The organism is Neisseria maigaei, from assembly GCF_958267405.1.
GTDB lineage: Bacteria > Pseudomonadota > Gammaproteobacteria > Burkholderiales > Neisseriaceae > Neisseria > Neisseria bergeri.
Genome location: NZ_CATQFT010000038.1, coordinates 58,079 through 82,791, shown reverse-complemented (window position 1 = coordinate 82,791; position 24,713 = coordinate 58,079). Strand labels below are relative to the sequence as shown.

Sequence of the window (24,713 nt, the reverse complement as noted above, 5' to 3'; positions counted from 1 at the left end):
GGTTTAAAACAAGGCCTGCTGCGCGAGCAGGTTTCTGACGGGGGCGAAGTCGCGGCGGTGTTCGGGCAGCACGCCGTATTGTTTGAGGGCTTCCAGATGCTGCTTCGTGCCGTAACCTTTGTGTTTGTCGAAACCGTATTGGGGATGGCGTTGCGCCAGTGCGTACATTTCCGCATCGCGTGCGGTCTTTGCCAAAACGGATGCGGCGGAGATTTCGATGATTTTGCTGTCGCCTTTGACGACGGCTTCGGCAGGGATGTTCAAATGTTCGGGAATGCGGTTGCCGTCGATGAATATTTTTTCGGGACGCACAGCCAAACCGTCAACGGCGCGTTTCATGGCGAGCATGGTGGCGTGCAGGATGTTGAGGCTGGCGATTTCTTCGGGCACGGCGGCGGCGACGTGCCACGCAACCGCCTGATTTTTTATCATTTCGGCAAGCGCGTCGCGTTTTTTCTCGCTGAGTTTTTTGGAGTCGGTCAGTCCTGGCAGGTCGAATGTTTCCGGAAGGATGACGGCGGCGGCAAACACGCTGCCGACTAAAGGTCCGCGTCCTGCCTCGTCTACGCCGGCGGTCAGTATGTGCATGATGTTTCCTGTCGGGATGGCGCGATGCCGTCTGAACGGTGTTTCGGACGGCATCGTACCGATGTGTTTATCTCGCGTCTTTAAATCCGCGCTTCAAATGCACCATCAGCAATGCGACGGCAGCAGGTGTTACGCCGGAAATGCGGCTTGCCTGCCCGACGGTTTCGGGTTTGTGCTGGTTGAGCTTTTGCTGCACTTCTGCCGACAAGCCTTTGACTTTGCCGTAATCGATGCCGTCGGGCAATTTTAAGGTTTCAATGTCGCGGCGGCTGTCGATTTCTTCGTTTTGGCGGTCGATATAGCCTTGGTATTTGACTTGGATTTCGACTTGTTCGATAACTTCGGCGGAGAGGTTTTCAGACGGCATCGCGCCTTCGAGCGTCATCAGCGCGGCGTAGTTGAGGTTCGGGCGGCGCAGGAGGTCGTGCAGGTTGGCTTCGCGGCTGAGTTTTTGTCCGAACACGCGGATTTGTTCGCTTTCAGCGAGTTTTTGCGGCGTGTACCACGTTGTTTTCAAACGTTGGATTTCGCGTTCGACGGCTTCGCGTTTTTCGTTGAACATACGCCATTGTTCTTCACCCACCAAGCCGATTTTGTAGCCGTCTTCGGTCAGGCGCATATCGGCGTTGTCTTCCCTGAGTTGCAATCGGTATTCGGCGCGACTGGTGAACATGCGGTAGGGTTCGTTCACGCCTTTGGTGATGAGGTCGTCCACCAATACGCCGAGATAGGCTTGTTCGCGGCGCAGCAGGAGTGGGTCTTGTTCGCGGACGTATTGCACGGCGTTCGCGCCTGCGAGCAGGCCTTGCGCGGCGGCTTCTTCATAGCCGGTGGTGCCGTTGATTTGTCCGGCGAAAAACAGTCCCTCAATGGTTTTGGTTTCGAGGCTGGCTTTGAGGTTGCGCGGGTCGAAGTAGTCGTATTCGATGGCGTAGCCGGGGCGCAGGATATGGGCGTTTTCCAAACCTTTCATACTGCGGACGAGCGCGATTTGGATGTCGAACGGCAGGCTGGTGGAGATACCGTTAGGATAGTATTCGTGCGTGGTCAGGCCTTCGGGTTCGAGGAAAATCTGGTGGCTGTCTTTGTCGGCGAAACGGTTGATTTTGTCTTCGATAGACGGACAATAACGCGGGCCCACGCCTTCGATTTTGCCGGTAAACATCGGGCTGCGGTCGAAGCCTGAGCGGATGATGTCGTGGGTTTGCGTGTTGGTATGCGTAATCCAGCAGGACACTTGGCGCGGGTGCATTTCGGCGTTGCCGCGTACGGACATGACGGGAACGGGCGTGTCGCCGGGCTGTTCGGTCAGTTGGGAGAAATCAATCGTGCGTCCGTCAATACGCGGCGGCGTGCCGGTTTTCAGACGGCCTTGCGGCAGCTTCAATTCGCGCAAACGCCCGCCCAGCGATTTGGCGGCTGGATCGCCCGCGCGGCCGCCTTCGTAGTTTTCCAAACCGATGTGGATTTTGCCGGACAAAAATGTGCCGGCGGTCAGCACCACGGCACGTGCTTTAAACTCCATGCCCATTGCGGTGATCACGCCGCTGATGCGTTCGCCGTCGAGTGTTACGTCTTCGACGGCTTGTTGGAAAAGGTCGAGGTTTTCTTGGTTTTCTAGCATCTCGCGGATAGCGGCTTTATACAAAATACGATCCGCCTGCGCGCGTGTGGCACGGACGGCCGCGCCTTTGCTGGCGTTCAGGCGGCGGAATTGGATACCTGATTTGTCGGTTGCCAACGCCATCGCGCCGCCGAGCGCGTCGAGTTCGCGCACCAAATGTCCTTTGCCGATGCCGCCGATAGAGGGGTTGCACGACATTTGTCCGAGCGTTTCGATATTGTGTGTGAGCAAAAGCGTCTGCGCGCCCATACGGGCGGCGGCGAGCGCGGCTTCCGTGCCTGCGTGGCCGCCGCCGACGACGATGACATCGTAGGTTTTGGGGTAAATCATGTGGGTCATGTGTGTATTGCCTGACGGTGTTTCAGACGGCATTTATAGTGGATTAACAAAAACCGGTACGGCGTTGCCTCGCCTTAGCTCAAAGAGAACGATTCTCTAAGGTGCTGAAGCACCAAGTGAATCGGTTCCGTACTATTTGTACTGTCTGCGGCTTCGTCGCCTTGTCCTGATTTTTGTTAAACCACTATAAATGCCGTCTGAAAAACGAAATGGATTCAAAAGTAAAGGGTTGGGATTGTACGCTTGTTCGCCCTGTTTTTATAGTGGATTAAATTTAAACCAGTACGGCGTTGCCTCGCCTTGCCGTACTGGTTTAAATTTAATCCACTATACAGTGCGCGGAAAGGGAAAAGCCGCTTCGTGAAGAAGCGGCTCCGGTAAGGGCGGGATTTACCAAACGTCGGATTTGATGCGGCGTTTCAGACCCGGATGTTCGGAAAGTTTGAACTCGGGGTCTTTGCCCATTTTCAGCTTGGCGGTGTAATCGCGCAGCAGCATGAATGCCAAGGGCGAGAGCAGCAGGATGGCGACGAGGTTGATCCACGCCATAATGCCCATTGCCATATCCGCCATATCCCATACCAAAGGCACATTGGCAACCGCGCCGAAATAGACCCACGCCAAAACCAGCATACGGAAAACGGCGGTAATCAGCCAATGGCTTTTGATGAATTGGACGTTGGACTCGGCATAGGCATAGTTGCCGATAACGGTGGAAAAGGCAAACATAAACAGGATGACGGCGAGGAAGCCTGCGCCCCATTGCCCCACCTGGCTGACAATCGCCGCCTGCGTCAGTGCCGCACCGCTCAAATCGCCGTAAGGCTGTTGGTAAATCAGGACGATAAAGGCGGTACACGAACAGACGATAATGGTATCGACGAACACGCCCAGCATTTGAATCATCCCTTGCGAAACAGGGTGTTTCACTTCGGCGGCGGCGGCGGCGTTCGGCGCGGAACCCATACCCGCCTCATTGGAATACAGGCCGCGTTTGATGCCCATCATCATGGTGGTTGAAATCAGGCCGCCGAGGAAGCCGCCGCCCGCCGCTTCGACATTAAACGCGTTGCCGAAAATCTGACCGAATACGTCGGGAATCAGGGAAATATTGGCAACGATGATGAAGAATGCCATCAGGAGGTACAAAACCGCCATCAGGGGGACGACGATTTCCGCCGCTTTAGATACGCGCCTGATGCCGCCGAAGATAATCGGCGCGGTTAAAATCACCAGGGCAACGCCGACATAATGAGGCTCCCAGCCCCACGCCGCTTTGACGGTATCGGCGATGGTATTGGTCTGAACCGCTTCAAACACAAAGCCGAAGCAGAAAATCAGGCTCAAGGCGAACAACACGCCCAGCCATTTCTGCCCCAGGCCTTGCGTGATGTAGTAGGCGGGACCGCCCCGGAAATGGTGGTTGTCGTAGTCGCGGACTTTAAAGAGCTGCGCCAGCGAAGATTCGACAAACGCCGAACTCATACCGATTAAGGCGGTTACCCACATCCAAAACACCGCGCCCGGCCCGCCGAGCTTGATGGCGATGGCCACGCCCGCGATGTTGCCCACGCCCACGCGGCTGGCGAGTCCGGTTACAAATGCCTGAAACGGCGTGATGCCGTGAGGGTCGTCCCCCCGTTTGCGGCCGCCGAGCATTTCTTTGATGCTGCGTCCGAGCAGGCGGAATTGGACAAAACCCGTGGCGACGGTGAAGAAAATCCCCGTGCCCAAAAGCATATAGACCAAGTACGACCACATCGGATCGTTGATGGCGCCGACCCAGCCGTGCAGCCATTCGGTAAAGTTTCCGTTCATATTGCTTCCTTAAAGTTGAAACCCGCACATATGGCGGTATGTAAGCAGGCTTTAAATTTTGTAAACGCCTATTCTAGCAGATTGTCAACAAAATCAGAAAAATTTACATCGCCGCGCGCCTGCGGCGTTAGAATCGCATTTTGTTTGGAGCAGACACGATGAAACAGCCTGTTTTTGCCGTTACTTCCGGCGAGCCTGCCGGCATCGGCCCCGATATTTGTTTGGACTTGGCATTTGCACGCCTGCCTTGCCGCTGCGCGGTATTGGGCGACAAAAACCTATTGCGCGCGCGCGCCGAAGCCTTGGGCAAAAGCGTCGTCTTGCGCGACTTTGATCCGGAATCAGGCGGCGTGCCCGAAGAAGGCGTGCTGGAAGTGCTGCACATCCCGACCGCCGAAGCGGTTGAGGCGGGCAAACTCAATCCCGCCAACGCCGCCTATGTGCTGCAACTTCTAGACACCGCGCTCACAGGCATTTCAGACGGCATTTTCGACGGCATCGTTACCGCGCCGCTGCACAAAGGCATCATCAACGACGCGCGCGCAAGCACAGGTTTTTTCAGCGGACACACCGAATATCTGGCGGAAAAAAGCGGCACGGGGCAGGTCGTGATGATGCTTGCCGGCAAAGGCCTGCGCGTCGCCCTCGTAACGACCCACCTGCCGCTGAAAGACGTTGCCGCCGCCATCACGCAACCGCTGATTGAAAGCGTCGCACGCATTCTGCATCACGACTTAAAACACAAATTCGGCATCAAAAATCCCAAAATCCTAGTCGCCGGACTCAACCCCCACGCCGGCGAGGGCGGACACCTCGGACACGAAGAAACCGACACCATTATCCCCGCGCTCGAAAACCTGCGCCGCGAAGGGATAAACCTCGCCGGCCCGTATCCGGCGGATACCTTGTTCCAACCGTTTATGCTCGAAGGTGCGGATGCCGTATTGGCGATGTACCACGACCAAGGGCTGCCCGTGTTGAAATACCACAGCTTCGGACAGGGCGTGAACATCACGCTCGGACTGCCCTTTATCCGCACCTCCGTCGATCACGGCACCGCGCTTGATTTGGCGGCAACCGGCAGGGCGGACTCCGGCAGCCTGATAACTGCCGTAGAGACCGCCGTCGAGATGGCGCGCGGCAGCCTTTAAAGATGATAAAAGACCCGTCATTCCCGCGCAGGCGGGAATCCAGACCTTTGGGCGGCGGCAATATTCAAAGATTATCCGAAAGTTTGGGGTTCTAGATTCCCGTTTTCACGGGAATGACGGAATGTTGCGGGAATCATGGGAATGGCGGAATGTTTCAGTAATCACGGGAATGGCGAAGTTTCAGACGGCATTGCAGGTATCCGAATCTATGTAAAAAAGAGGTTCTGCGAAACAGAACCTCTTTTTGCCGCCGTCGGTTCAGCCTTGCCGGGTTTCGACTTGGATCATTTCTTCGGCAGGGACGGTTGCGGCTTCAGACGGCTTGGGCTGTTCGGAACGGCGCAAACCGCGTCCGGCTTGGACTTCAGGTTGTGCCGCCCATGCCTTCAATGCGGCAGGGTCGGTTTCGATCAGGACGAGTCCGCCGGTTTGTGCGGTTTCCCGTGCCTGTTCCGCCGCAGCCGTAAAGGTTGCGGTTTCAGACGGCATTTCCTGTGTTGCGGCTTTCGGTGCCGCGCCTTCGGGCAGGATGGCGGCGGCGGCACGGCGGATTTTTTCCGCCGCATCATAAACCAGTGCGTCGCCGTTTGAAACGGCGGAAGATGCCGTCTGAACGGGTGTGGCGATGAGCGGATCGGCAATGCTGACGGTAATCGGCGCGTTTGCGTCGGTTTCCCCGAAAACATGGGCGACAGCGGAACGGACTTTGTCGGCGGTATCGTGAATATTCAGGTACTGCTCGATTTTGGCGGCAGACGGGATATTGCGTTTTTTGCCGTTTTGACGGCGGTCGCGCTGATTGTTGCGCTCGCGGCGTTCTTTGGCATCTCGGCTGTCGCGTTCGCGGCGGTTGCGTTCGGATTTGGGCTTGCTGCCTTTGTCTTCTGCGGTATGCGGTTCGGACGGCGTGTTTTCCGCTGTCTGAACGGCTGTTTCGGCAACGGCGGCGGTTTCCAGCGCGGTTTGGCCGCGTTCGTTGCGGCTGCCGTTGCGGCGGCGTTTGCCGGTTTGCACTTCGGTTTCGGACAGTGCGGCATCTGCAACGGTTGCGGCAGGCTGTATGTTGCGGTCTTGGATTTCCGCTTCGTTGGCGCGTTCGGCGGCACGGTCGCCGCGTTCGTTGCGGCGGCGGTTGCCGTTGTTGCGCGTTTCGGCTTTGTCGGCACGCGCTTCCTGTCCGGCAGTTTTGCCTGCCACTTCGCGGACTTCTACTTTGCTGCCTTCGCGTTTGCTGCGGCGCGGGTTTTGGCGGCGGTTGTTGGCGCGGCTGCCGCTGCGGTTTGCCGTGCTGCGTTTTTCGGAGGTTTCGGCAGCGGGTGCGGTTTGGGTTTCGCTGCCGCCGAAAATGCGTTTGAGCCATGCTTTGAAGCTGTCCCACCAGGAGGTTTTTTTCTCGGGGGCGGCAGTCGGGGCGGGGCTGGTGTGGCGCACGCCTTTGACGGCGGGTTCGGGGCGGGCGGCTTTGGCTTTTTCGCCGCCGAACGGTTTGGCGGATTCGTCTTCTTCAGGCTCGGCAACGCGCTTGTAGCTCGGTTCGCCGTCTTCTTCTACGTCGTCGGTGCGGATGCGGTTGATTTCGTAGTGTGGATTTTCGAGGTGGATGTTTGGAATCAGGACGACGTTGACATCCAAACGCTCTTCCATCGCAAACAGCTCGGCGCGTTTTTCGTTCAGCAGGAAGGTGGCGACATCGACGGGCACTTGGGCGTGTACTTCGCCGGTGTTGTCTTTCATTGCTTCTTCTTGAATGATGCGCAAAACGTGCAGGGCGGTGGATTCGATGCCGCGGATGACACCGGTGCCGGCACAGCGCGGACACGCAACATGGCTGCTTTCGCCCAAAGCCGGTTTCAAACGTTGGCGGCTCAATTCCAAAAGGCCGAAGCGGGACAGTTTGCCCATTTGCACGCGGGCGCGGTCTTTTTTGAGCGCGTCGCGCAGGACGTTTTCCACATCGCGCTGGTGTTTGGGGTTTTCCATATCGATGAAGTCGATGACGACCAAACCGCCCAAGTCGCGCAAACGCATTTGGCGGGCGACTTCTTCGGCGGCTTCCATATTGGTTTTGAAGGCGGTGTCTTCGATGTCCGCGCCGCGTGTGGCACGTGCGGAGTTCACATCGATGGAGACGAGGGCTTCGGTGTGGTCGATCACAATCGCGCCGCCGGAAGGCAGGCTGACGCTGCGCGAAAACGCGCTTTCGATTTGATGTTCGATTTGGAAGCGGGAAAACAGCGGCGTGTGGTCTTCGTAGAGTTTCAGACGGCCTATATTGCCCGGCATGACGTAGCTCATGAACTCGGCAACTTGGTCGTAAACTTCTTGATTGTCCACCAAAATCTCGCCGATGTCGGGACGGAAATAGTCGCGGATGGCTCGGATCAGCAGCGAGCTTTCCATAAAGAGCAGGTAGGGGTCATGATGCGCTTTGCCCGCTTCCTCGATGGCCTGCCAGAGTTGTTTGAGGTAGTTCAAGTCCCATTCCAACTCTTCCGCACTGCGGCCGATGCCGGCGGTACGGGCGATGATGCTCATGCCGTTCGGAATGTCGAGTTCCGCCATCGCGGCTTTGAGTTCTTGACGCTCTTCGCCTTCGATACGGCGGGATACGCCGCCGCCGCGCGGATTGTTCGGCATCAATACCAGATAGCGTCCGGCAAGGCTGATGAAGGTGGTCAGTGCCGCGCCTTTGTTGCCGCGCTCGTCTTTTTCGACTTGGACGATGACTTCCATGCCTTCTTTGAGCACGTCTTGGATGCGCGCGCGTCCGCCTTCGTAGTCTTGAAAGTATGAGCGGGAGACTTCTTTAAACGGCAAAAAGCCGTGGCGGTCGGTTCCGTAATCGACGAAACACGCTTCCAGCGACGGCTCGATGCGGGTAATGATGCCTTTGTAGATATTGCCTTTGCGCTGTTCTTTGCCCAGCGTTTCGATGTCCAAGTCCAAAAGGTTTTGGCCGTCGACGATGGCAACGCGCAGCTCTTCGGCCTGCGTTGCGTTGAATAACATTCTTTTCATGATCACCTCGTGGACGGGCGGCATTCGGGCGCGCCGGTCCGGTTCGGCATTCCGTAAGGCTGGGTTTTCCGATGTTCTCGGATGGCACCGGTAATCAGTTTTTGAGTTGAAAATCCGCAGGGATGCACGTTCCGAGGAACCGTGTGCGGAAGGGTCGGATAAAGAAGGCAATAAAGATCGATGCGGCGGTCTGTCTGCCGCGTTCCGAGCGGTATGGTCGGAAAAATGGGGCCGGCTTCTTCTTGTTATCGTTATGCCTGTGTTTTCGGGCGGTTTGCGTTCGGGGCTTGGGGCCCGGCTGTCGTCTTACTTCCGCTCCGAAACGGCAAAATCAATTCAAACTTGACTACGTTCTGCGCCTGCCGGCTGGGAACAGGCGCAGGGAAAATGCTTTGCGGAGTGCGTTTTTAATATAAAATTCCGTTTTAAAGTAAACCGTTTCAGGGGGCGCGGCGGGCGCGCTTTTTGCTGAAACGGATGTTCGGATTATAGATGAAAACGCACGAAATAAGCAAAGATTCGGTCAGCCTGATAGGGGTTGCCGAACACGAGGCGGGGCAACGCCTTGATAACTATCTGATAAAAATCCTCAAGGGCGTGCCCAAGAGCCATATCCACCGCATTATCCGCGCCGGCGAGGTGCGGTTGAACAAGAAACGCTGCAAACCCGACAGCCGTATTGCGGAGGGAGATACGGTGCGGATTCCGCCTGTGCGCGTGGCGGAGAAGGAAATGCCGTCTGAAAGGCGTGCCGCCGTGCCGGCGCGTGCGTTTGAGGCGGTGTATGAGGACGACGCGCTGCTGGTGGTCAATAAGCCTTCCGGCGTTGCCGTCCACGGCGGCAGCGGCGTGAGTTTCGGCGTTATCGAACAGTTGCGCCGCGCCCGTCCGGAGGCGAAGTATTTGGAGTTGGTTCACCGTTTGGACAAGGATACGAGCGGCTTGTTGATGGTGGCGAAGAAACGCAGCGCGCTCGTCAAACTTCACGAAGCCATCCGTAACGACCACCCGAAAAAAATCTACCTTGCGCTGGGCGTGGGCAAACTGCCGGACGACAATTTCCATGTCAAACTGCCCCTGTTCAAATATACCGGCGCACAAGGCGAAAAGATGGTGCGCGTCAGCGAGGACGGGCAGTCGGCGCACACGGTGTTCCGTGTGTTAAGCCGTTTTTCAGACGGCATCCTGCACGGTGTCGGGCTGTCGCACCTGACTTTGGTGCGGGCAACGCTGAAAACGGGTCGTACGCACCAAATCCGCGTGCATCTGCAATCTCAAGGCTGTCCGATTGCGGGCGACGAACGCTACGGCGATTATCAGGCGAACCGTCGTTTGCAGAAGTTGGGTTTGAAACGGATGTTTTTGCACGCATCCGAGCTGCACCTGAACCATCCGCTCACGGGCGAGCCGCTGGTGTTGAAGGCGGAGCTGCCGCCGGACTTGGCGCAGTTTGCGGCGATGTTGGAAAACGGGACGAAAATGTGAACCCCGATGCCGTCTGAAGCCTTCAGACGGCATCGGGACGTGAAAGTGTGGGGACGAATATGGTTGATAAAAAAAGCCCTTTGATTGCCGTCAGTGTCGGCGAAGCATCAGGCGACCTGTTGGGGGCGCACCTGATACGCGCCATCCGAAAGCGTTGCCCGCAGGCGCGGTTTACCGGCATCGGTGGGGAACTGATGAAGGCGGAAGGTTTCGAGAGCCTTTATGATCAGGAGCGGCTGGCGGTGCGCGGCTTTGTCGAAGTGGTCAGGCGGCTGCCGGAAATTTTACGGATACGCAGGGGGTTGGTACGGGATTTGCTGTCGTTGAAACCTGATGTCTTTGTCGGTATCGATGCGCCCGATTTTAATCTGGGTGTGGCGGAAAAGCTGAAACGGTCGGGCATTCCGACCGTGCATTATGTCAGTCCGTCGGTGTGGGCGTGGCGGCGCGAACGCGTGGGCAAAATCGTGCATCAGGTCAACCGCGTGCTGTGCCTGTTCCCGATGGAGCCGCAGCTTTATCTTGATGTGGGCGGACGGGCGGAGTTTGTCGGTCATCCGATGGCGCAACTTATGCCCTTGGAAGACGACCGTGAAACGGCGCGGAAAACTTTGGGCGTGGATGCCGGCATCCCCGTATTCGCCCTGCTGCCCGGCAGCCGCGTCAGCGAAATCGACTATATGGCACCGGTGTTTTTTCAGACGGCATTATTGTTGTTGGAACGCTATCCTGCCGCACGCTTCCTGCTGCCTGCCGCAACGGAGGCGACGAAGCGGCGTTTGGCGGAAATTTTGCAGCGGCCGGAGTTTGCCGGATTGCCGTTGACGGTAACCGACAGACAGTCTGAAACGGTGTGCAGGGCGGCGGATGCGGTGCTGGTAACGAGCGGTACGGCAACTTTGGAGGTGGCGCTGTGCAAGCGTCCGATGGTCATCAGCTACAAGATTTCGCCGCTGACCTATGCTTATGTGAAACGCAAAATCAAAGTGTCGCATGTCGGCCTGCCGAATATCCTGTTGGGTAAGGAGGCTGTGCCGGAGCTGCTTCAACATGATGCCGTACCGGAAAAACTGGCGGCGGCGTTGGCGGACTGGTACGAACACCCCGATAAGGTTGCCGCGCTGCAACAGGATTTCAGGGCATTGCACCTGCTGTTGAAAAAAGATACGGCGGATTTGGCCGCGCGCGTGGTTTTGGAAGAGGCGGGATGTTGAGCGGTTAATGGATTATCTTCCTGAAGCAGCACGTATTACAAAAAAGGGGAGAAATTGTGATTAATGGCACATCAAACAATAAGTATTTTAAGAGGAATTCCAAATGAAACAGAACTGGCCCGAATGGGATTAAGGTTAAAATATAATGGTCTGTTAACTGATTAATTTTGTTATATATGATTATAGTTTATACTAATACGCTTACTTACCTTGTTTCATTTGTTCTTCGTAAATTTCTATTTTAGGCAATTGTGTCAATTCAATAGGGCAAGTTGCTCCCCACCAAAAATGTTCTACATAAAACCAAGGATTATCTGGAAAATATAGCAACATCTCTTCCATATCCGGCCAAATTTTTCTTAATTCATCTACCTGTGTTTTTGGCGAACCGGTTAATATTTTTGGAGGATTTTCACGATAATCGCATAATTCAATAACACCATCTGATAAAAGTTCTTCCAAAAGGTCAAAAAATTTAATTTTTAAATTTGGATCTTTGATATCCATATTTAAATAATTTTTATAAACACCAAAAATACCACCTAAATATTCACAATATTCTAAAAGATTATATTTTATCTTCACATTCATAACGTAACCTTTATCTAAATTTTAATTCTAATCTTTGCCCACGTACTGAATCAGGTTGATTCCTAAACTCAATCACCCATTTTGCTCCAGTTTGTTCTCGGCTAGTTGAAAAATTCCTTAAAATAAAGGAAGGGTTTAAACAACTGAAATTTCATAAGAGTAGTGGAACCAACTTGGACTCAAAAAATCTTAAAACCATTGTTTTTGAAAAGGTAAAATAATATGACAGCTTATACTATTCCAAGAAAAGATTATCAATTTCTGTATATATTTGAAGGTGCTCTATTAAACTATACTTTGAAAAATGATGAATTTCATATCATCGTCAATTGTGTGGATTATCCAGATTTACCTCAAGAAAATCCTACACCAAATTACACAGACTGGGTAAAAATTAAATTCAAGCAGTTCAGCTATCTGAAATTTATCTATGGATACGCTACGAAGAGCCAAGATAAAAAGATCAAAAATGTATTGGAGCTTGGCGAATTAAAGCAGGATGATGAAATCTTGGATTATGGAGGTACGCTGGAATTGATAGGCGGTAGGTATGATCTTCCGACCGGTTTTAGCATAGATATAGTTTGCCGGGAAATAGAGTTAGAATTTTTAGATCAGGAGAGTTTCAATTAAACGAGCCGTAGCTTGTCATGTTGCTCAAGCAACTTTATTGATATGCCGATACGGAGCCTGTCGGCAAAATGCCGTCTGAACAATATCTTTCAGACGGCATTTTGTATGGGGGTTAACGGTTGTTCAGCCCGAGTACGTCCTGCATATCGTACAAACCCGTTTTGCCGTTTACCCAAACTGCGGCGCGGACGGCACCGGCGGCAAAGGTCATGCGGCTGCTGGCCTTGTGGGTGATTTCCACGCGTTCGCCGTCGGTGGCGAAGAGGGCGGTGTGGTCGCCGACGATGTCGCCTGCGCGGACGGTGGCAAAGCCGATAGTGGACGGATCGCGCGGGCCGGTGTGACCTTCGCGGCCGTAAACGGCGCATTGTTTGAGGTCGCGGCCGAGCGCGCCGGCGATGACTTCGCCCATGCGTAACGCGGTGCCGCTGGGGGCATCGACTTTGTGGCGGTGGTGGCCTTCGATGATTTCGATGTCATAGCCTTCGTTTAATACGCGTGCGACGGTGTCGAGGATGTGGAAGGTGAGGTTGACGCCGACGCTGAAGTTGGCGGCGAAGACAACGCCTGTTTTTTCGCCTGCGGCTTGGATGGCGGCTTTGCCCGCATCGTCGAAGCCTGTTGTGCCGATGATGATGTTAACTTGTTTTTCAACGCATTTTTGCAAGTGTTTGAGGGTCGGCTCGGGGCGGGTGAAGTCGATGAGTACGTCACTTTGTGCGAGAACGGCGTCAACGTCGTCTGAAATGGCGATGCCGGTTTTGAGTCCGATGGCGTAGCCTGCGTCCAGCCCGAGGGCTTCTGAGCCTGAGTGTTCGAGCGCGCCGGAAAGGACGGTGTCGGGATGGTTGTTGACGGCTTCAACCAATACGCGTCCCATACGGCCGTTTGTGCCGGCGATGGCGATTTTGAGCGGTGTCATGTGTGTTCCTTATGGTTTGTCTGTGTTTTGGCGGTCTTTGAGGGCTTCGGCAGCGTTTTGCAGGGCGTTGCCTTCGGCGCGGACGAGTACGCCGTTTTCAAAATAGACGGTCAGGTTGCTGCGTTCTTTGATGATGCCGTTGCGGGAGGTGTTGAAGGTATAGTCCCAGCGGTCGGTATGGAATGCGTTGTGCAACATGGGGCTGCCGAGCAGTAGCAGGACTTGGTCTTTGGTCATGCCGGCGCGGAGGGAGGCGACGGCGCGCGGTTCGAGTTCGTTGCCCTGTATGATTTTGAGTTTGTAGGAGGGAAACAGTGAAACGCGTTCGACGCTGCACGCGGTCAGGCTGAACAGGGCGGAAAGGGCGAGGATGAGGGTTTTGTTCACGGGAGAACCTTTCTGTGCAAATCGGGATGTCTAGTGTAGCACTGCTTGAATATTTTATAAAAGCAAACGATAATCATGCGCCCGAGCGGTATCCGCCCTGTCCGCGCATCGGCCTCCGGTGCGGTTTTACTATTGCAAACTGCTATGGTGCGATAGTGGGCAAACAGGCCGAAATTGCGTATTATAGCGTCTATTGTTTTACAGGGATATTGAATATTATGGAAAAATTCAACAATATTGCACAACTGAAAGACAGCGGTCTGAAGGTTACCGGCCCGCGTTTGAAGATTTTGGATTTGTTCGAGACTCATGCGGAAGAGCATTTGAGTGCCGAGGATGTGTACCGTATTTTGTTGGAAGAGGGTGTGGAAATCGGTGTGGCGACGATTTACCGCGTGCTGACCCAGTTTGAGCAGGCGGGTATTTTGCAACGCCACCATTTTGAAACGGGCAAGGCGGTTTATGAGTTGGATAAGGGCGACCACCATGACCATATCGTCTGTGTGAAATGCGGCGAGGTAACGGAATTCCACAATCCCGAAATCGAAGCCCTGCAAGACAAAATCGCGGAAGAAAACGGCTACCGCATCGTCGATCACGCGCTGTATATGTACGGTGTGTGCAGCGGTTGCCAGACTAAGGGCAAACGTTAAATCCGGACGGTTTGTTTTTTCAGACGGCATTCGTCATTTCGAATGCCGTCTGTGTTTTATGGAGGACTGATATGAGTATTCCGTTGCTTGCGCCCGGAGATTATGCGTTCCCCGATCCTGTCCGTGCATTGTCGGAGTACGAAGGGCTGGTCGGTGTGAGCAGGGATTTGGATGCGGGGAGACTGCTTGAGGCGTATCGGAACGGCGTGTTTCCGTGGTTTTCTCGGGACGGGTGGTTTTTTTGGTATGCGATTGGGTCCCGTGCGGTGGTGTTTCCCGACAGGCTGCATATTCCGCGCTCGCTGGCGAAAACGCTGCGCAACAGGGCATATAGGGTGACGGCAAACGGCTGTTTTGCGGAAGTGGTCGCGCATTGTGCGGCAGCGGCGCGCCCGAATCAGGACGGAACTTGGATTGCGCCCGAGTTTCAGACGGCATATTTGAAGCTGCACGAAATGGGACACGCGCATTCGTTCGAGTGCCATTATCCCGATGAAAACGGTAAAACGAGGTTGGCGGGCGGGTTTTACGGCGTTCAGATCGGCAGGGTGTTTTACGGCGAATCGATGTTTGCGTTGCAGCCGGATGCGTCGAAAATCGCGTTTGCCTGCGCCGTGCCGTTTTTGGCGGATTTGGGCGTGGGACTGATAGACTGCCAGCAGGACACGGAACATATGCGCCGTTTCGGTTCGGAGCTGCTGCCGTTTGCGGATTTTGCCGAACGTCTGCGGATGTTGAACGCCGTGCCGTTGAAAGAGGAAATCGGGCGGCGCGAAGTGGCGTGCAGGGGGCTTTGATGGCGGCTTATGCTTCGGTCAGGTTCAAATATGGTGGATTATAGTGGATTAAATTTAAACCAGTACGGCGTTGCCTCGCCTTGCCGTACTATTTGTACTGTCTGCGGCTTCGTCGCCTTGTCCTGATTTAAATTTAATCCACTATAAAATTGGAAATGACGACAGCCGGGTAAAATCACGGTGAAAAATGCCGTCTGAAACTTGAAAACATCGGGTTTCAGACGGCATTTTGTTTGACGGGTTATTGCTTATTTGAGCGGGCGTACTTCGAGTCCGAACATGCGGCGTGCAGTGTTCAGCATTTGACAGCTGAATCCCCATTCGTTGTCATACCATGCGAAGACTTTGACCATGTTGCCGTCAACGACTTTGGTCAGTGTGGCATCGAAGTGGCTGGCTTCGGTGGTGTGGTTGAAGTCCATGGAAACAAGCGGCAGGGTGTTGTAGCCCAAAACACCTTTGAGCTCGCCTTCTTCGGAGGCGGCTTTCAGCAGTGCGTTGATTTCTTCGGCTGTCGTGTCGCGTCCGGCCTGGAAGCTTAAATCGACCAGGGAAACGTTGACGGTCGGTACGCGGATGGCAAGCCCGTCGAGTTTGCCTTTCAATTCGGGCAGTACCAGTCCGACGGCTTTTGCCGCGCCGGTTTTGGTCGGAATCATGTTCTCTATGCCGCTGCGTGCCCGGCGGAGGTCTTTGTGGCGCACGTCGGTTACGGTCTGGTCGTTGGTCAGGGCATGGATGGTCGTCATCGCGCCTTTGACGATGCCGACGCTTGCGCTCAATACTTTGGCGACGGGGGCGAGGCAGTTGGTGGTGCAGGAGGCGTTGGAAACGACGGTCATGTCGTCGGTCAGGATGCCGTCGTTTACGCCGTAAACGACGGTCGCATCGATATCATCGCCGCCCGGTGCGGAAATGAGAACTTTTTTCGCGCCGCTTTCCAGATGTATTTTGGCTTTTTCTTTGCTGGTAAACGCGCCGGTACATTCCATGACCAAATCTACGCCGAGTTCTTTCCACGGCAGTTCGGCGGGATTTCGGGTGGAAAAGTAGGGAATTTTGTCGCCGTTGATGATGAGGTGGCTGCCGTCATGGGATACTTCGGCGTCAAAGCGGCCGTGCACGGTGTCGAATTTGGTGAGGTGGGCGTTGGTTTCAAGGCTGCCGCTGGCGTTGACGGCGACGATTTGGAGCTGGTCTTGGATTTTATAGTCGTAGATGGCGCGCAAAACCTGGCGGCCGATGCGTCCGTAGCCGTTGATGGCGACTTTAATGCCCATGGTTTGTTCCTTTGTTGAGGGGTTGGGTAGATTTTCGGGGCGGATTATAGCAAATTTGTAGTGGCGTGTAATTAATATTTTATTGAAAACGGCGCGGCCGGAAGGGTGGGCGGTAAGGTGCGGACGGCACGGGTGCGGCGGACGGAGAGTTTGATAAAATGCCGTCTGAAACGGTTTTCAGACGGCATTTCGGGGAAGGGTCAGGAGGCGGTGTTTTGTGCGGTTTCCTGTTTGGCTTTGTATTGTTTGAGGTATTCGAGGGCGGCGGCTTTTTCGCTGTCGCTGCCGTATTTCATATCGCGTTGGGCGCGGCGCAACTCGGCGCGTTCGCGGGCTTCGGCTATCTGTTTCGCCTGATAGCCTTGGCGGTTGTCGGCGGCAACGAGGCGTTCTTGTTGGGTTTGCGCTTTTGCCATGGCTTTGGCGATGAGGTCGGCGGGGTTGAACGACGGTTTTTCCGGTGTGTCGGGCGTTTGCGGACGCGCGTTGCGGACGGCGGCTTCGCGTTCGGCAAGCATGGCTTTGCGTTCGTCGGCTTCGCGCTGTTTGCGTTCGTTGCGTTTGAGGTAGCGCGCACGCGCGTGTTCGGCGGCGGCAAAACGGCTGTCGGCGGACAGGCTGAAACGGCGCGCTCGCGGCAGGACGGTGTCGGCAACGGGCTGCATATGGATGCAGTCCACGGGGCAGGGGGCGACGCAGAGTCCGCAGCCGGTGCATTCGTCGGCGATGACGGTGTGCATAAGTTTGCCCGCGCCCATAATGGCATCGGCAGGGCAGGCGCGGATGCAGGCGGTGCAGCCGATGCAGGCGGTTTCGTCTATCCGGGCGAGTGCTTTGGCTTGGGTTTTGGCGGGTGCGACAAGGGGTTTGACGAGCAGGGCGGCAAGGTCGCGGACGACGGTCTCACCGCCCGGGGCGCAGAGGTTGTACGCTTCGCCTGTTGCGACTGCCTGTGCGTAGGGCAGGCAGCCGTCGTAGCCGCATTCGCGGCATTGGGTTTGGGGAAGCAGGCGGTCTATGGCGGCGGCTGTGGCGGTCATGTCGGTGTGCGGCTCAAAATCGAAAGGGCGTATTTTAGCAGAATTGTATGCCGCAACTGTTTCGGACGATGTGTAGTGTTTTGTTATAATGCGGCGGCGTGTGCCGTTTCAGACGGCATTTTTCTGTATTTTCCTGTTCGGACGGCCTATGAATGAATTTTCGCTTGCCCCTATTGTGGTTGTTCTGCTGGTGTCGGTCATTACGGTGATCCTGTGCCGTAAGTTCAACATTCCCTCCATGCTGGGCTACCTGCTGGTGGGCTTTTTAGCGGGGCCCGGTATGCTCAGCCTGATTCCGAAAAGCCATGCGACGGATTATTTGGGCGAAATCGGGATTGTGTTCCTGATGTTCAGCATCGGTTTGGAGTTTTCATTGCCCAAGCTGAGGGCGATGAGGCGGCTGGTGTTCGGTCTGGGCGGTTTGCAGGTCGGCATTACGATGCTGTCGGTGATGGGCATACTGATGCTGACGGGCGTGCCGTTCACTTGGGCGTTTGCCGTATCGGGCGCGTTGGCGATGTCGTCCACGGCGATTGTGAGCCGGATTTTGTCGGAAAAGACGGAATTGGGGCAGCCGCACGGTCAGATGGCGATGGGCGTGCTGCTGATGCAGGACATCGCCGTCGTGCCGCTGATGATTCTGATTCCCGCACTGGCTGGCGGAGGGGACGGAAATATTTGGGCGGCCTTGGGTTTGGCGTTTGCAAAAATGCTGCTGACGCTGGGGCTGCTGTTTTTCGTCGGCAGTAAAATTATGTCGCGATGGTTCAGGATGGTGGCAAAACGCAAATCGTCCGAACTCTTTATGATCAATGTGCTGCTGGTAACGCTGGGCGTGTCCTATCTGACGGCGTTGGAAGGGCTGTCGATGGCGTTGGGCGCGTTTGTGGCGGGGATGCTGCTTTCGGAAACGGAATACCGTTTCCAAGTCGAAGACGACATCCGCCCGTTCCGCGATATTTTGCTCGGCTTTTTCTTTATCACGGTCGGCATGAAGCTGGACATTCAGGCATTGGTCGGCGGCTGGCGGCAGGTATTGATGCTGTTGGCAATGCTGCTGGTGTTGAAGGCACTGGTTGTGTTTGCCATTGCCTTCAAAATGAAACATTCGGTCGGCGACAGCCTCAAAACGGCTTTGTATCTCGCGCAAGGCGGCGAGTTCGGCTTCGTGATGCTGGCCATTGCCGGGCAGCTTGATATGGTTTCGCCCGAATTGGAACAGGCGGCGACGGCGGCGGTTCTGCTGTCGATGATTATCGCGCCCTTCCTCTTGGGCAGCAGCGATGCGCTGGTCGGACGTTTGGTCAAGTCGAGCTGGGACATGAAATCGCTCGATCTGCACAGTATGCTGGTAGAAACCATGAGCAAGTCCGACCATGTGCTGATTGTCGGCTTCGGCAGGGGCGGACAGACGGTCGGACGCGTCCTTGCCCAAGAGGATATTCCGTATTTCGCGCTCGACTTGGACATTGCGCGCGTGCAGGTAGCCAGAAGTGCGGGCGAGCCGGTGTCGTTCGGCGATGCGAAACGCAGGGAAGTATTGGAAGCCGCCGGTCTGGGACGGGCGAAAATGGTGGTGGTTACGCTCAACAATATGCACGAAACGCAACACGTTTTAGACAATGTGCTGTCCATGTATCCCAATATGCCTGTGTATGCGCGCGCCACCGACGACGATTATGTGAAAACGTTTACCGATATGGGCGCGGAAGAGGCTGTGTCCGACACTAAAGAAACCGGACTCGTGCTGGCAGGCTATGCGATGTTGGGCAACGGCGCGTCGTACCGGCACGTCTATCAGACGATGGCAAATATCCGCCACAGCCGTTATGCCGCGTTGGAGGGGCTGTTTGTCGGCAGCGACGACGAAGCGGGATTCGGGGAAAACGGAAAAACGGTTTGCCGCCATGCTTTTTCTTTGGTGCAAGAGGCTTATGCCGTCGGAAAAACAATCGGCGCACTGCCTTTGGACAGGCACGGCATCAAACTGCTGTTCGTCCGCCGCCGTACCGCGAGGATTGAAAATCCCGTTCCTTCCTTCGTTTTGGAAGGCGGAGACATATTAGTCATCGTCGGCAAAAAGGATGAAATTATTTCGTTTGAAAACTGGAGTTTGCAAGGCGATTGAATGGGGCGTTCAAATAATGCTTGCATGAAGGCCGATTATTTGGTTTAATAGTGTTTTCGCAAATCGCAAGGGTGATTAGCTCAGTTGGTAGAGCGTCTGCCTTACAAGCAGAATGTCGGCGGTTCGACTCCGTCATCACCCACCAAGTTTCCTTTCATTGTTGCAAACAATGGATGCGCGGTGGTAGCTCAGTTGGTTAGAGTACCGGCCTGTCACGCCGGGGGTCGCGGGTTCGAGCCCCGTCCGCCGCGCCAAGTTTCACAATACTGACTCTGTCGGTATTTTTTATACACGGGTGATTAGCTCAGTTGGTAGAGCGTCTGCCTTACAAGCAGAATGTCGGCGGTTCGACTCCGTCATCACCCACCAAGTTTCCTTTCATTGTTGCAAACAATGGATGCGCGGTGGTAGCTCAGTTGGTTAGAGTACCGGCCTGTCACGCCGGGGGTCGCGGGTTCGAGCCCCGTCCGCCGCGCCAAGTATTGAAAATACCGACCTTAAGGTCGGTATTTTTTCGTCTGCCCGATTTGATGGGTTTGTCTGTTTTGGGTCTGTTTCGCCCGGATATTGCTGTTTTAATCTGGTTTTGTATCATTGGATGGTATTTTCGATACGGATTCGGACAGTTGTTGCGTGCTGTTCTGATGTTGCTTACCTGTCGTATCAATGGGCAGGAGGATGCTTGCGGATTTTATGGCTTTCTTTCTTGCCGTATTGATTGATGAAGCTTGGAAAAAAAGAGGACTTCCGGTTTTTGGTGATCCTGGTACTTATGTAGTTAATATGGGAAGACAGGTAGGTACAAAAGGGGAGACTTTTATACGAATTATTGTAGTTCCTAATACCGGGAAAATTATTTCTGCTTACCCTGTAATAAAATAGATTAGAGATACATTATGAATCCAAAAATATGTCCGCGCTGCAACCAAGGAATATTGTATATTTTTAAATCAAAATACATTTTGAAAGAAATTATTCTATGTGACGAATGTGATGCCATGTGGTTAAAAGGAATGAAAATTACATATGGAGATTATGATAAAGATTTTTATAATTATGAAATATTTATGAATCAAAATGGCGTATCTTCTCCTTGGGAAGAGGAGAATATTTTTTTAACACCTTACTATGAAAATGAACTTTAACGCAGATAATTTTTGGCGCCACCCTGCTGCCCGTCGAAGCCGGTTTCGGCTTTAAATCCGCCGGCAAAGAGCAAAACCAAAACTACCGCCAAAGCCGGCAAAGCAGCCTGAAAGCCGGCGGCAGCACCAACACCAATGCCCTGTTCAATGCGCAGGTAGGGGGCGTGTTGGGGCAGAATGCGGTGGAGAATTTTGTGGGTTGAAATGTCGGCGGATATGTCGGATGTTTTTGAAAATGCCGTCTGAAGGTTTCAGACGGCATTTTTGTCAGGCGGTTTCGGGTTCTCGGATGGGGAGGTTGAGGAGGGCGGCAGTTCCGGCCAGCAGTGCATCGGCGTACCACATCCAGCCGTAGTCGCCGAATTGTGTGATGACGATGCCGCCGATGTACGAGCCGAGGAATCCGCCGATTTGGTGGCTGAGCATCGTCAGTCCGAACAGGGTGGCGAGGTAGCGCGTGCCGAAGAGTTTGCCGGTAATGGAGGCGGTCGGCGTGACGGTGGCGAGCCAAGTGAATCCGAGTGCGGCGGCGAAAATATAGAAATTAAAGTCGGTCTTGGGCGAAAAAATGTAGATGAGTATCATTGCGGCGCGCGAGGTGTACAGTCCGAACAGGACGTATTTGCCCCGAACGCGGCTTGTGCACCAGCCTGAGAACACGCAACCGGCGATGTTTGCCAGTCCGATGATGGCGATGGATGTCGAGGCGACGGTGGCGGGCAGTCCGCACAGGGCGACTTCCGTGGGTAGGTGGGTTACGAGAAAGGCGATGTGGAAGCCGCAGGCGAAAAAGCTCAGGTGCAGCAGGATGTAGCTTGGGGTTTTGAAGGCGGTTTTGACTGCTTCTCCGAGGCTTTGTCCGTGTGTGGCTTGGGCGTGTTGGGTGTGGGCGGCGTTGTTGCCGCCGGCAAGCCACCATGAGACGGGCAGAATCAGCAGGGCGATTGCGCCCCAAACGTAAAATGTACCCGTCCAGCCGACTTCGGGCAGGACGACGAGTCCTTGAACCAGCGGTGCGAACAGGAATTGTCCTGCCGAACCGCCTGCGTTGACCAGTCCGGATGCCAAGCCGCGTTTGTGTGCGGGGACTTGGGCGGCAACCTGTCCCATAATGATGGAGAAACCGCCTGAGCCTGTGCCGAATGCGAGCAGCAGCCCGACGGCAATCATCAGCCCCCAATAAGTCGGGATGTTGGGGGCAATCAGGCAGGCGCAGACGAGCAGGACTGCGCCGCCACTTAATACTCTGAACGCGCCGAAACGGTCGGCAAGTGCGCCGGACAATGGTTGCGATATGCCCCACATCAGTTGGAAAACGGCGATGATGAGGCTGAATTGGGCAATGCTCAATTCGGTGGTGTTGACGACGGGTTGGACGAACAGTCCGAGCGTCATCCTCATGCCGATGGTAATCAGCAGGATGAATGCGGCGGCGGCAATGACCGCCCAGAGTTTGGGTGTTTTCGATGCGGTGTGCGTCATAATGTGTATTTTGAATCGGTTAAGTTTGCGGATTTTAACAACCCGGATGATTCGGGCTAAATAATTCCTGATTCTTTGGATATAGCCAACGGTATGCCTGCCGATGCCGTCTGAAAGGGCCTGATGGGCGTTTGCGGTTCGGGTTAATATTTGTGCCGTATTTGTTAATTCCGGTTAGTACAACAGGTCGGGCGGGGACGGTGCGAGCCGCCGACCGGTTTTGCACGGGCGGCAATGATGCCCGGCGCAAGGTGCACCGTTTCGGGAGGGGGTGTGATGGGTTTTCTGATTGGTTTGAGCCGCAACCTGACGCGGTTTACGGCTTTGGTCATTTTGCTTGCGTCGGCGGTTGCGTTTATCGGACAGGCTTCGTTTGTATGGGTCAAGGGCGATGTTCAGGCTTTGGTGCCGGGCATCATTATGCTGGGTATGGGGATGACTTTGGGCAGGGAGGACTACCGGATTTTGGCGCAGCGTCCTTTGGATGTGTTTATCGGTGCGGCGGCGCAATATACCGTGATGCCGCTGCTCGCCATCGGTATTGCCAAGCTGTTCGACCTTTCGCCGGGGCTGACTTTGGGGCTGGTGTTGGTGGGGGCGTGTCCGGGCGGCGTGTCGTCCAATATTATGAGCTTCCTTGCCAAAGGCGATGTGGCATTTTCAGTCGGGATGACGACGGTGTCCACGGTGCCGGCTCCGGCCGTCAAGCCTTTGTGGATGACCTGCCTGGTCGGTCAGACGGTGGATATGGACGGTTGTGGGATGTTCCGGTTCAGTGCCGTAGCAACTGTATTTTTGCCCGACGGGGTGAAAAATACAGTTGCTACATCTTCCCCTGCACAACATCTTACGACCGCTGAAAAAATTTCAGGCGGCATTTTTGCCAAATGCAAAAATATCCCGTTATTCCCGCGAAAGCGGGAATCCGGAAACTTAATGCTGCGGCAATTTGTCGGAGACGGCTGAAACTCAACGGGCTAGATTCCCGCCTGCGCGGGAATGACGGGATTTCAAATTACGGGAATTTGCTGGGAAGGCGGCAACCCCTCCGCCGTCATTCCCGCGAAAGCGGGAATCTAGAAACGCAAAGTTGCAAGAATTTATCGGAAATGACCGAAACTCAACGAACCTGGATTCCCGCTTTCGCGGGAATGACGGGGCTTTGGCGGGAATGACGGGGGTTTCGCGGGAATGGCGGGGGTTTCGCGGGAATGGCGGGGGTTTATCAGAAATGACCGAAACTCAAAAGCCGGCAGCCTTGTTTACGCCTTCAAAATATCGAGCAATTTCAAATCGACTTTTTCGGCATCGAATTTATCTTTGGCAATCGCATAACTTGCATTCCCCATCAGGCGGACGGCTTCCCTGTTTTCGATAAAATAAATCATTTTTTCGGCCAAGATGCGGGGATTCCAAGGTTCGATCAGGAAGCCGTTGACCTTGTCGGCGACCGTTTCCCTGCAGCCGGGTACATCCGTCGTAATCACCGCCCTGCCGACGGCCATTGCCTCCTGAGTGCTTCGGGGAACGCCTTCCCTATAAGACGGCAATACGAATATATGATGTTCTTTTATCACTTCGGAAACATTGTTCACAAAACCGGGGAAACGGATAATATCGCGGGCGATAAGCCGTTTCAAATCGCCCCCCCCCCTCCCGCGCGATTTGTCGATTGCGCCCAAAGCGGTAAAAACCGTATTGGGGTATTTGCCCTTAACCCGTTCCGCCGCCCGAATAAAATCATCAATCCCTTTTTCTTTCAGAAATCTGCCGATAAAGAGAAATTTTACGGGTTCTTTTTCATCGGGAATATCCGCTTCGGAATAAGGATATTGCCGCAAATCCAGACCGATTCCGCCCAAAATATGGATGTTTTTTATTTTGATGCCGTATTTGTCCGTCAGTTCGTCTTTGTCGTCGGGGTTTAATACAATCAGGCTTTCCAACATCGGCAGGGCAATGCGGTACAAGGCAGTCAAAATCCCCTTTATGATTTTTGTTTTTAACGGTATGCCTTCCGGCTGCGGGGTAAATGCGAATCCCAAACCTTCCAGCATCCCGACGATTCTGGGCACGCCTGCCAGTTTTGCGGCAAAAGTGCCGAAAATCACGGGTTTTGCGAAATAAGGGAAAACCAAATCCGGCGATATTTTTTTGAGTGCTTTAAATATGAGGAAGGTGGATTTTATATCGGAAAACGGGTTCAGCCCGCTGCGGTTTGAACGGTAGGTAACGGGTGTAACCCCCATTTCCCTGATAATATCCAAATCGTTATCGGAAAACTCCGATACAAAGGCATACACCTGATGGTTTTTGCCGATTAATCTTTTAATGACGGGGGCGCGGAAACCGTAAATGCTGGATGCGACTGTGGTGATAAAAACGATTTTCATAAGGCGGATACCTTGAATATAGGAT

The 24,713-nt window shown here is 54.4% G+C and carries 20 protein-coding genes, 4 tRNA genes and 1 pseudogene; 14 read left to right on the top strand and 11 right to left on the bottom strand.

The window, feature by feature from the left end; translation table 11 throughout:
• Window positions 1–3: 3 nt before the first annotated feature.
• The 3 genes from rnhB to Q3O06_RS06935 form a co-directional block, all read right to left on the bottom strand.
• Window positions 4–588 (bottom strand): ribonuclease HII, encoded by a 585-nt coding sequence (gene rnhB / locus Q3O06_RS06945; protein ID WP_301818251.1) that lies wholly within the window; start codon window positions 586–588, stop codon window positions 4–6.
• Between the two features lie 67 nt (window positions 589–655).
• A complete protein-coding gene (gene mnmG / locus Q3O06_RS06940; protein WP_301818250.1) occupies window positions 656–2,551 on the bottom strand; it encodes a tRNA uridine-5-carboxymethylaminomethyl(34) synthesis enzyme MnmG in 1,896 nt (631 codons plus the stop codon).
• Between the two features lie 390 nt (window positions 2,552–2,941).
• Entirely contained in the window at window positions 2,942–4,369 is a 1,428-nt protein-coding gene (locus Q3O06_RS06935) for an alanine/glycine:cation symporter family protein (RefSeq protein WP_301818223.1), read from the bottom strand.
• Window positions 4,370–4,527: 158 nt separating this feature from the next.
• Here Q3O06_RS06935 and pdxA point away from each other — a divergent pair, with 158 nt between their 5' ends.
• Complete coding sequence (pdxA, locus tag Q3O06_RS06930; RefSeq protein ID WP_301818222.1) at window positions 4,528–5,520, top strand: 4-hydroxythreonine-4-phosphate dehydrogenase PdxA; 993 nt, start codon at window positions 4,528–4,530, stop codon at window positions 5,518–5,520.
• Window positions 5,521–5,778: 258 nt separating this feature from the next.
• Here pdxA and Q3O06_RS06925 read toward each other — a convergent pair whose 3' ends face one another.
• Complete coding sequence (locus Q3O06_RS06925) at window positions 5,779–8,538, bottom strand: Rne/Rng family ribonuclease (protein ID WP_301818221.1); 2,760 nt, start codon at window positions 8,536–8,538, stop codon at window positions 5,779–5,781.
• Window positions 8,539–9,030: 492 nt separating this feature from the next.
• On the opposite strand from Q3O06_RS06925, the gene Q3O06_RS06920 reads away from it, so the two are divergent.
• A complete protein-coding gene (locus tag Q3O06_RS06920; RefSeq protein ID WP_301818220.1) occupies window positions 9,031–10,023 on the top strand; it encodes an RluA family pseudouridine synthase in 993 nt (330 codons plus the stop codon).
• Between the two features lie 59 nt (window positions 10,024–10,082).
• Complete coding sequence (gene lpxB, locus Q3O06_RS06915; protein WP_301818219.1) at window positions 10,083–11,237, top strand: lipid-A-disaccharide synthase; 1,155 nt, start codon at window positions 10,083–10,085, stop codon at window positions 11,235–11,237.
• A gap of 201 nt (window positions 11,238–11,438) precedes the next feature.
• Here lpxB and Q3O06_RS06910 read toward each other — a convergent pair whose 3' ends face one another.
• Window positions 11,439–11,828, bottom strand: coding sequence for a DUF596 domain-containing protein (locus Q3O06_RS06910; protein ID WP_301818218.1), 390 nt, complete (start codon window positions 11,826–11,828; stop codon window positions 11,439–11,441).
• A 222-nt stretch (window positions 11,829–12,050) separates the two neighbouring features.
• On the opposite strand from Q3O06_RS06910, the gene Q3O06_RS06905 reads away from it, so the two are divergent.
• Entirely contained in the window at window positions 12,051–12,461 is a 411-nt protein-coding gene (locus Q3O06_RS06905) for a hypothetical protein (protein ID WP_301818217.1), read from the top strand.
• A 112-nt stretch (window positions 12,462–12,573) separates the two neighbouring features.
• Here Q3O06_RS06905 and dapB read toward each other — a convergent pair whose 3' ends face one another.
• Complete coding sequence (gene dapB / locus Q3O06_RS06900) at window positions 12,574–13,383, bottom strand: 4-hydroxy-tetrahydrodipicolinate reductase (RefSeq protein WP_301818216.1); 810 nt, start codon at window positions 13,381–13,383, stop codon at window positions 12,574–12,576.
• 9 nt (window positions 13,384–13,392) lie between these two features.
• The gene (locus Q3O06_RS06895) at window positions 13,393–13,770 is read right to left on the bottom strand and encodes an outer membrane protein assembly factor BamE (protein ID WP_301818215.1); all 378 of its coding nucleotides are present in this window, start codon (window positions 13,768–13,770) and stop codon (window positions 13,393–13,395) included.
• Window positions 13,771–13,988: 218 nt separating this feature from the next.
• Between Q3O06_RS06895 and fur the strand changes: the two genes are divergently transcribed.
• Both fur and aat read left to right on the top strand, forming a co-directional pair.
• Window positions 13,989–14,423, top strand: a complete 435-nt coding sequence (fur, locus tag Q3O06_RS06890; protein ID WP_036469811.1) for a ferric iron uptake transcriptional regulator — start codon at window positions 13,989–13,991, stop codon at window positions 14,421–14,423.
• A 71-nt stretch (window positions 14,424–14,494) separates the two neighbouring features.
• Window positions 14,495–15,220, top strand: coding sequence for a leucyl/phenylalanyl-tRNA--protein transferase (aat, locus tag Q3O06_RS06885; RefSeq protein WP_301818214.1), 726 nt, complete (start codon window positions 14,495–14,497; stop codon window positions 15,218–15,220).
• Between the two features lie 248 nt (window positions 15,221–15,468).
• On the opposite strand, the gene gap is transcribed toward aat, so the two are convergent.
• Together gap and Q3O06_RS06870 are read right to left on the bottom strand one after the other, a co-directional pair.
• The gene (gap, locus tag Q3O06_RS06875) at window positions 15,469–16,500 is read right to left on the bottom strand and encodes a type I glyceraldehyde-3-phosphate dehydrogenase (protein ID WP_301818213.1); all 1,032 of its coding nucleotides are present in this window, start codon (window positions 16,498–16,500) and stop codon (window positions 15,469–15,471) included.
• Window positions 16,501–16,700: 200 nt separating this feature from the next.
• On the bottom strand, window positions 16,701–17,540 hold the full coding sequence (locus Q3O06_RS06870) for an RnfABCDGE type electron transport complex subunit B (RefSeq protein WP_301818212.1): 840 nt from the start codon (window positions 17,538–17,540) through the stop codon (window positions 16,701–16,703).
• 148 nt (window positions 17,541–17,688) lie between these two features.
• On the opposite strand from Q3O06_RS06870, the gene Q3O06_RS06865 reads away from it, so the two are divergent.
• The 7 genes from Q3O06_RS06865 (at window position 17,689) to Q3O06_RS06835 (ending at window position 20,813) form a co-directional block, all read left to right on the top strand.
• Window positions 17,689–19,668, top strand: a complete 1,980-nt coding sequence (locus Q3O06_RS06865) for a monovalent cation:proton antiporter family protein (RefSeq protein ID WP_301818211.1) — start codon at window positions 17,689–17,691, stop codon at window positions 19,666–19,668.
• Between the two features lie 69 nt (window positions 19,669–19,737).
• A tRNA-Val gene (locus Q3O06_RS06860) sits at window positions 19,738–19,813 on the top strand.
• 32 nt (window positions 19,814–19,845) lie between these two features.
• A tRNA-Asp gene (locus Q3O06_RS06855) sits at window positions 19,846–19,922 on the top strand.
• Window positions 19,923–19,961: 39 nt separating this feature from the next.
• Window positions 19,962–20,037, top strand: a tRNA-Val gene (locus Q3O06_RS06850).
• 32 nt (window positions 20,038–20,069) lie between these two features.
• Window positions 20,070–20,146, top strand: a tRNA-Asp gene (locus tag Q3O06_RS06845).
• Window positions 20,147–20,361: 215 nt separating this feature from the next.
• A complete protein-coding gene (locus tag Q3O06_RS06840; RefSeq protein ID WP_301818210.1) occupies window positions 20,362–20,550 on the top strand; it encodes a hypothetical protein in 189 nt (62 codons plus the stop codon).
• 14 nt (window positions 20,551–20,564) lie between these two features.
• A complete protein-coding gene (locus Q3O06_RS06835) occupies window positions 20,565–20,813 on the top strand; it encodes a hypothetical protein (protein WP_003680115.1) in 249 nt (82 codons plus the stop codon).
• 267 nt (window positions 20,814–21,080) lie between these two features.
• On the opposite strand, the gene Q3O06_RS06830 is transcribed toward Q3O06_RS06835, so the two are convergent.
• Window positions 21,081–22,295, bottom strand: a complete 1,215-nt coding sequence (locus Q3O06_RS06830) for an MFS transporter (protein ID WP_301818209.1) — start codon at window positions 22,293–22,295, stop codon at window positions 21,081–21,083.
• A gap of 276 nt (window positions 22,296–22,571) precedes the next feature.
• Between Q3O06_RS06830 and Q3O06_RS06825 the strand changes: the two are divergent.
• Window positions 22,572–23,087: pseudogene (locus Q3O06_RS06825) on the top strand (bile acid:sodium symporter family protein); the annotation flags it as partial.
• A gap of 470 nt (window positions 23,088–23,557) precedes the next feature.
• Here the strand turns inward: Q3O06_RS06825 and Q3O06_RS06820 are convergent.
• Window positions 23,558–24,688: a glycosyltransferase family 4 protein gene (locus tag Q3O06_RS06820; protein WP_301818249.1), complete on the bottom strand. Its 1,131-nt coding sequence runs from the start codon at window positions 24,686–24,688 to the stop codon at window positions 23,558–23,560.
• Window positions 24,689–24,713: the final 25 nt, after the last annotated feature.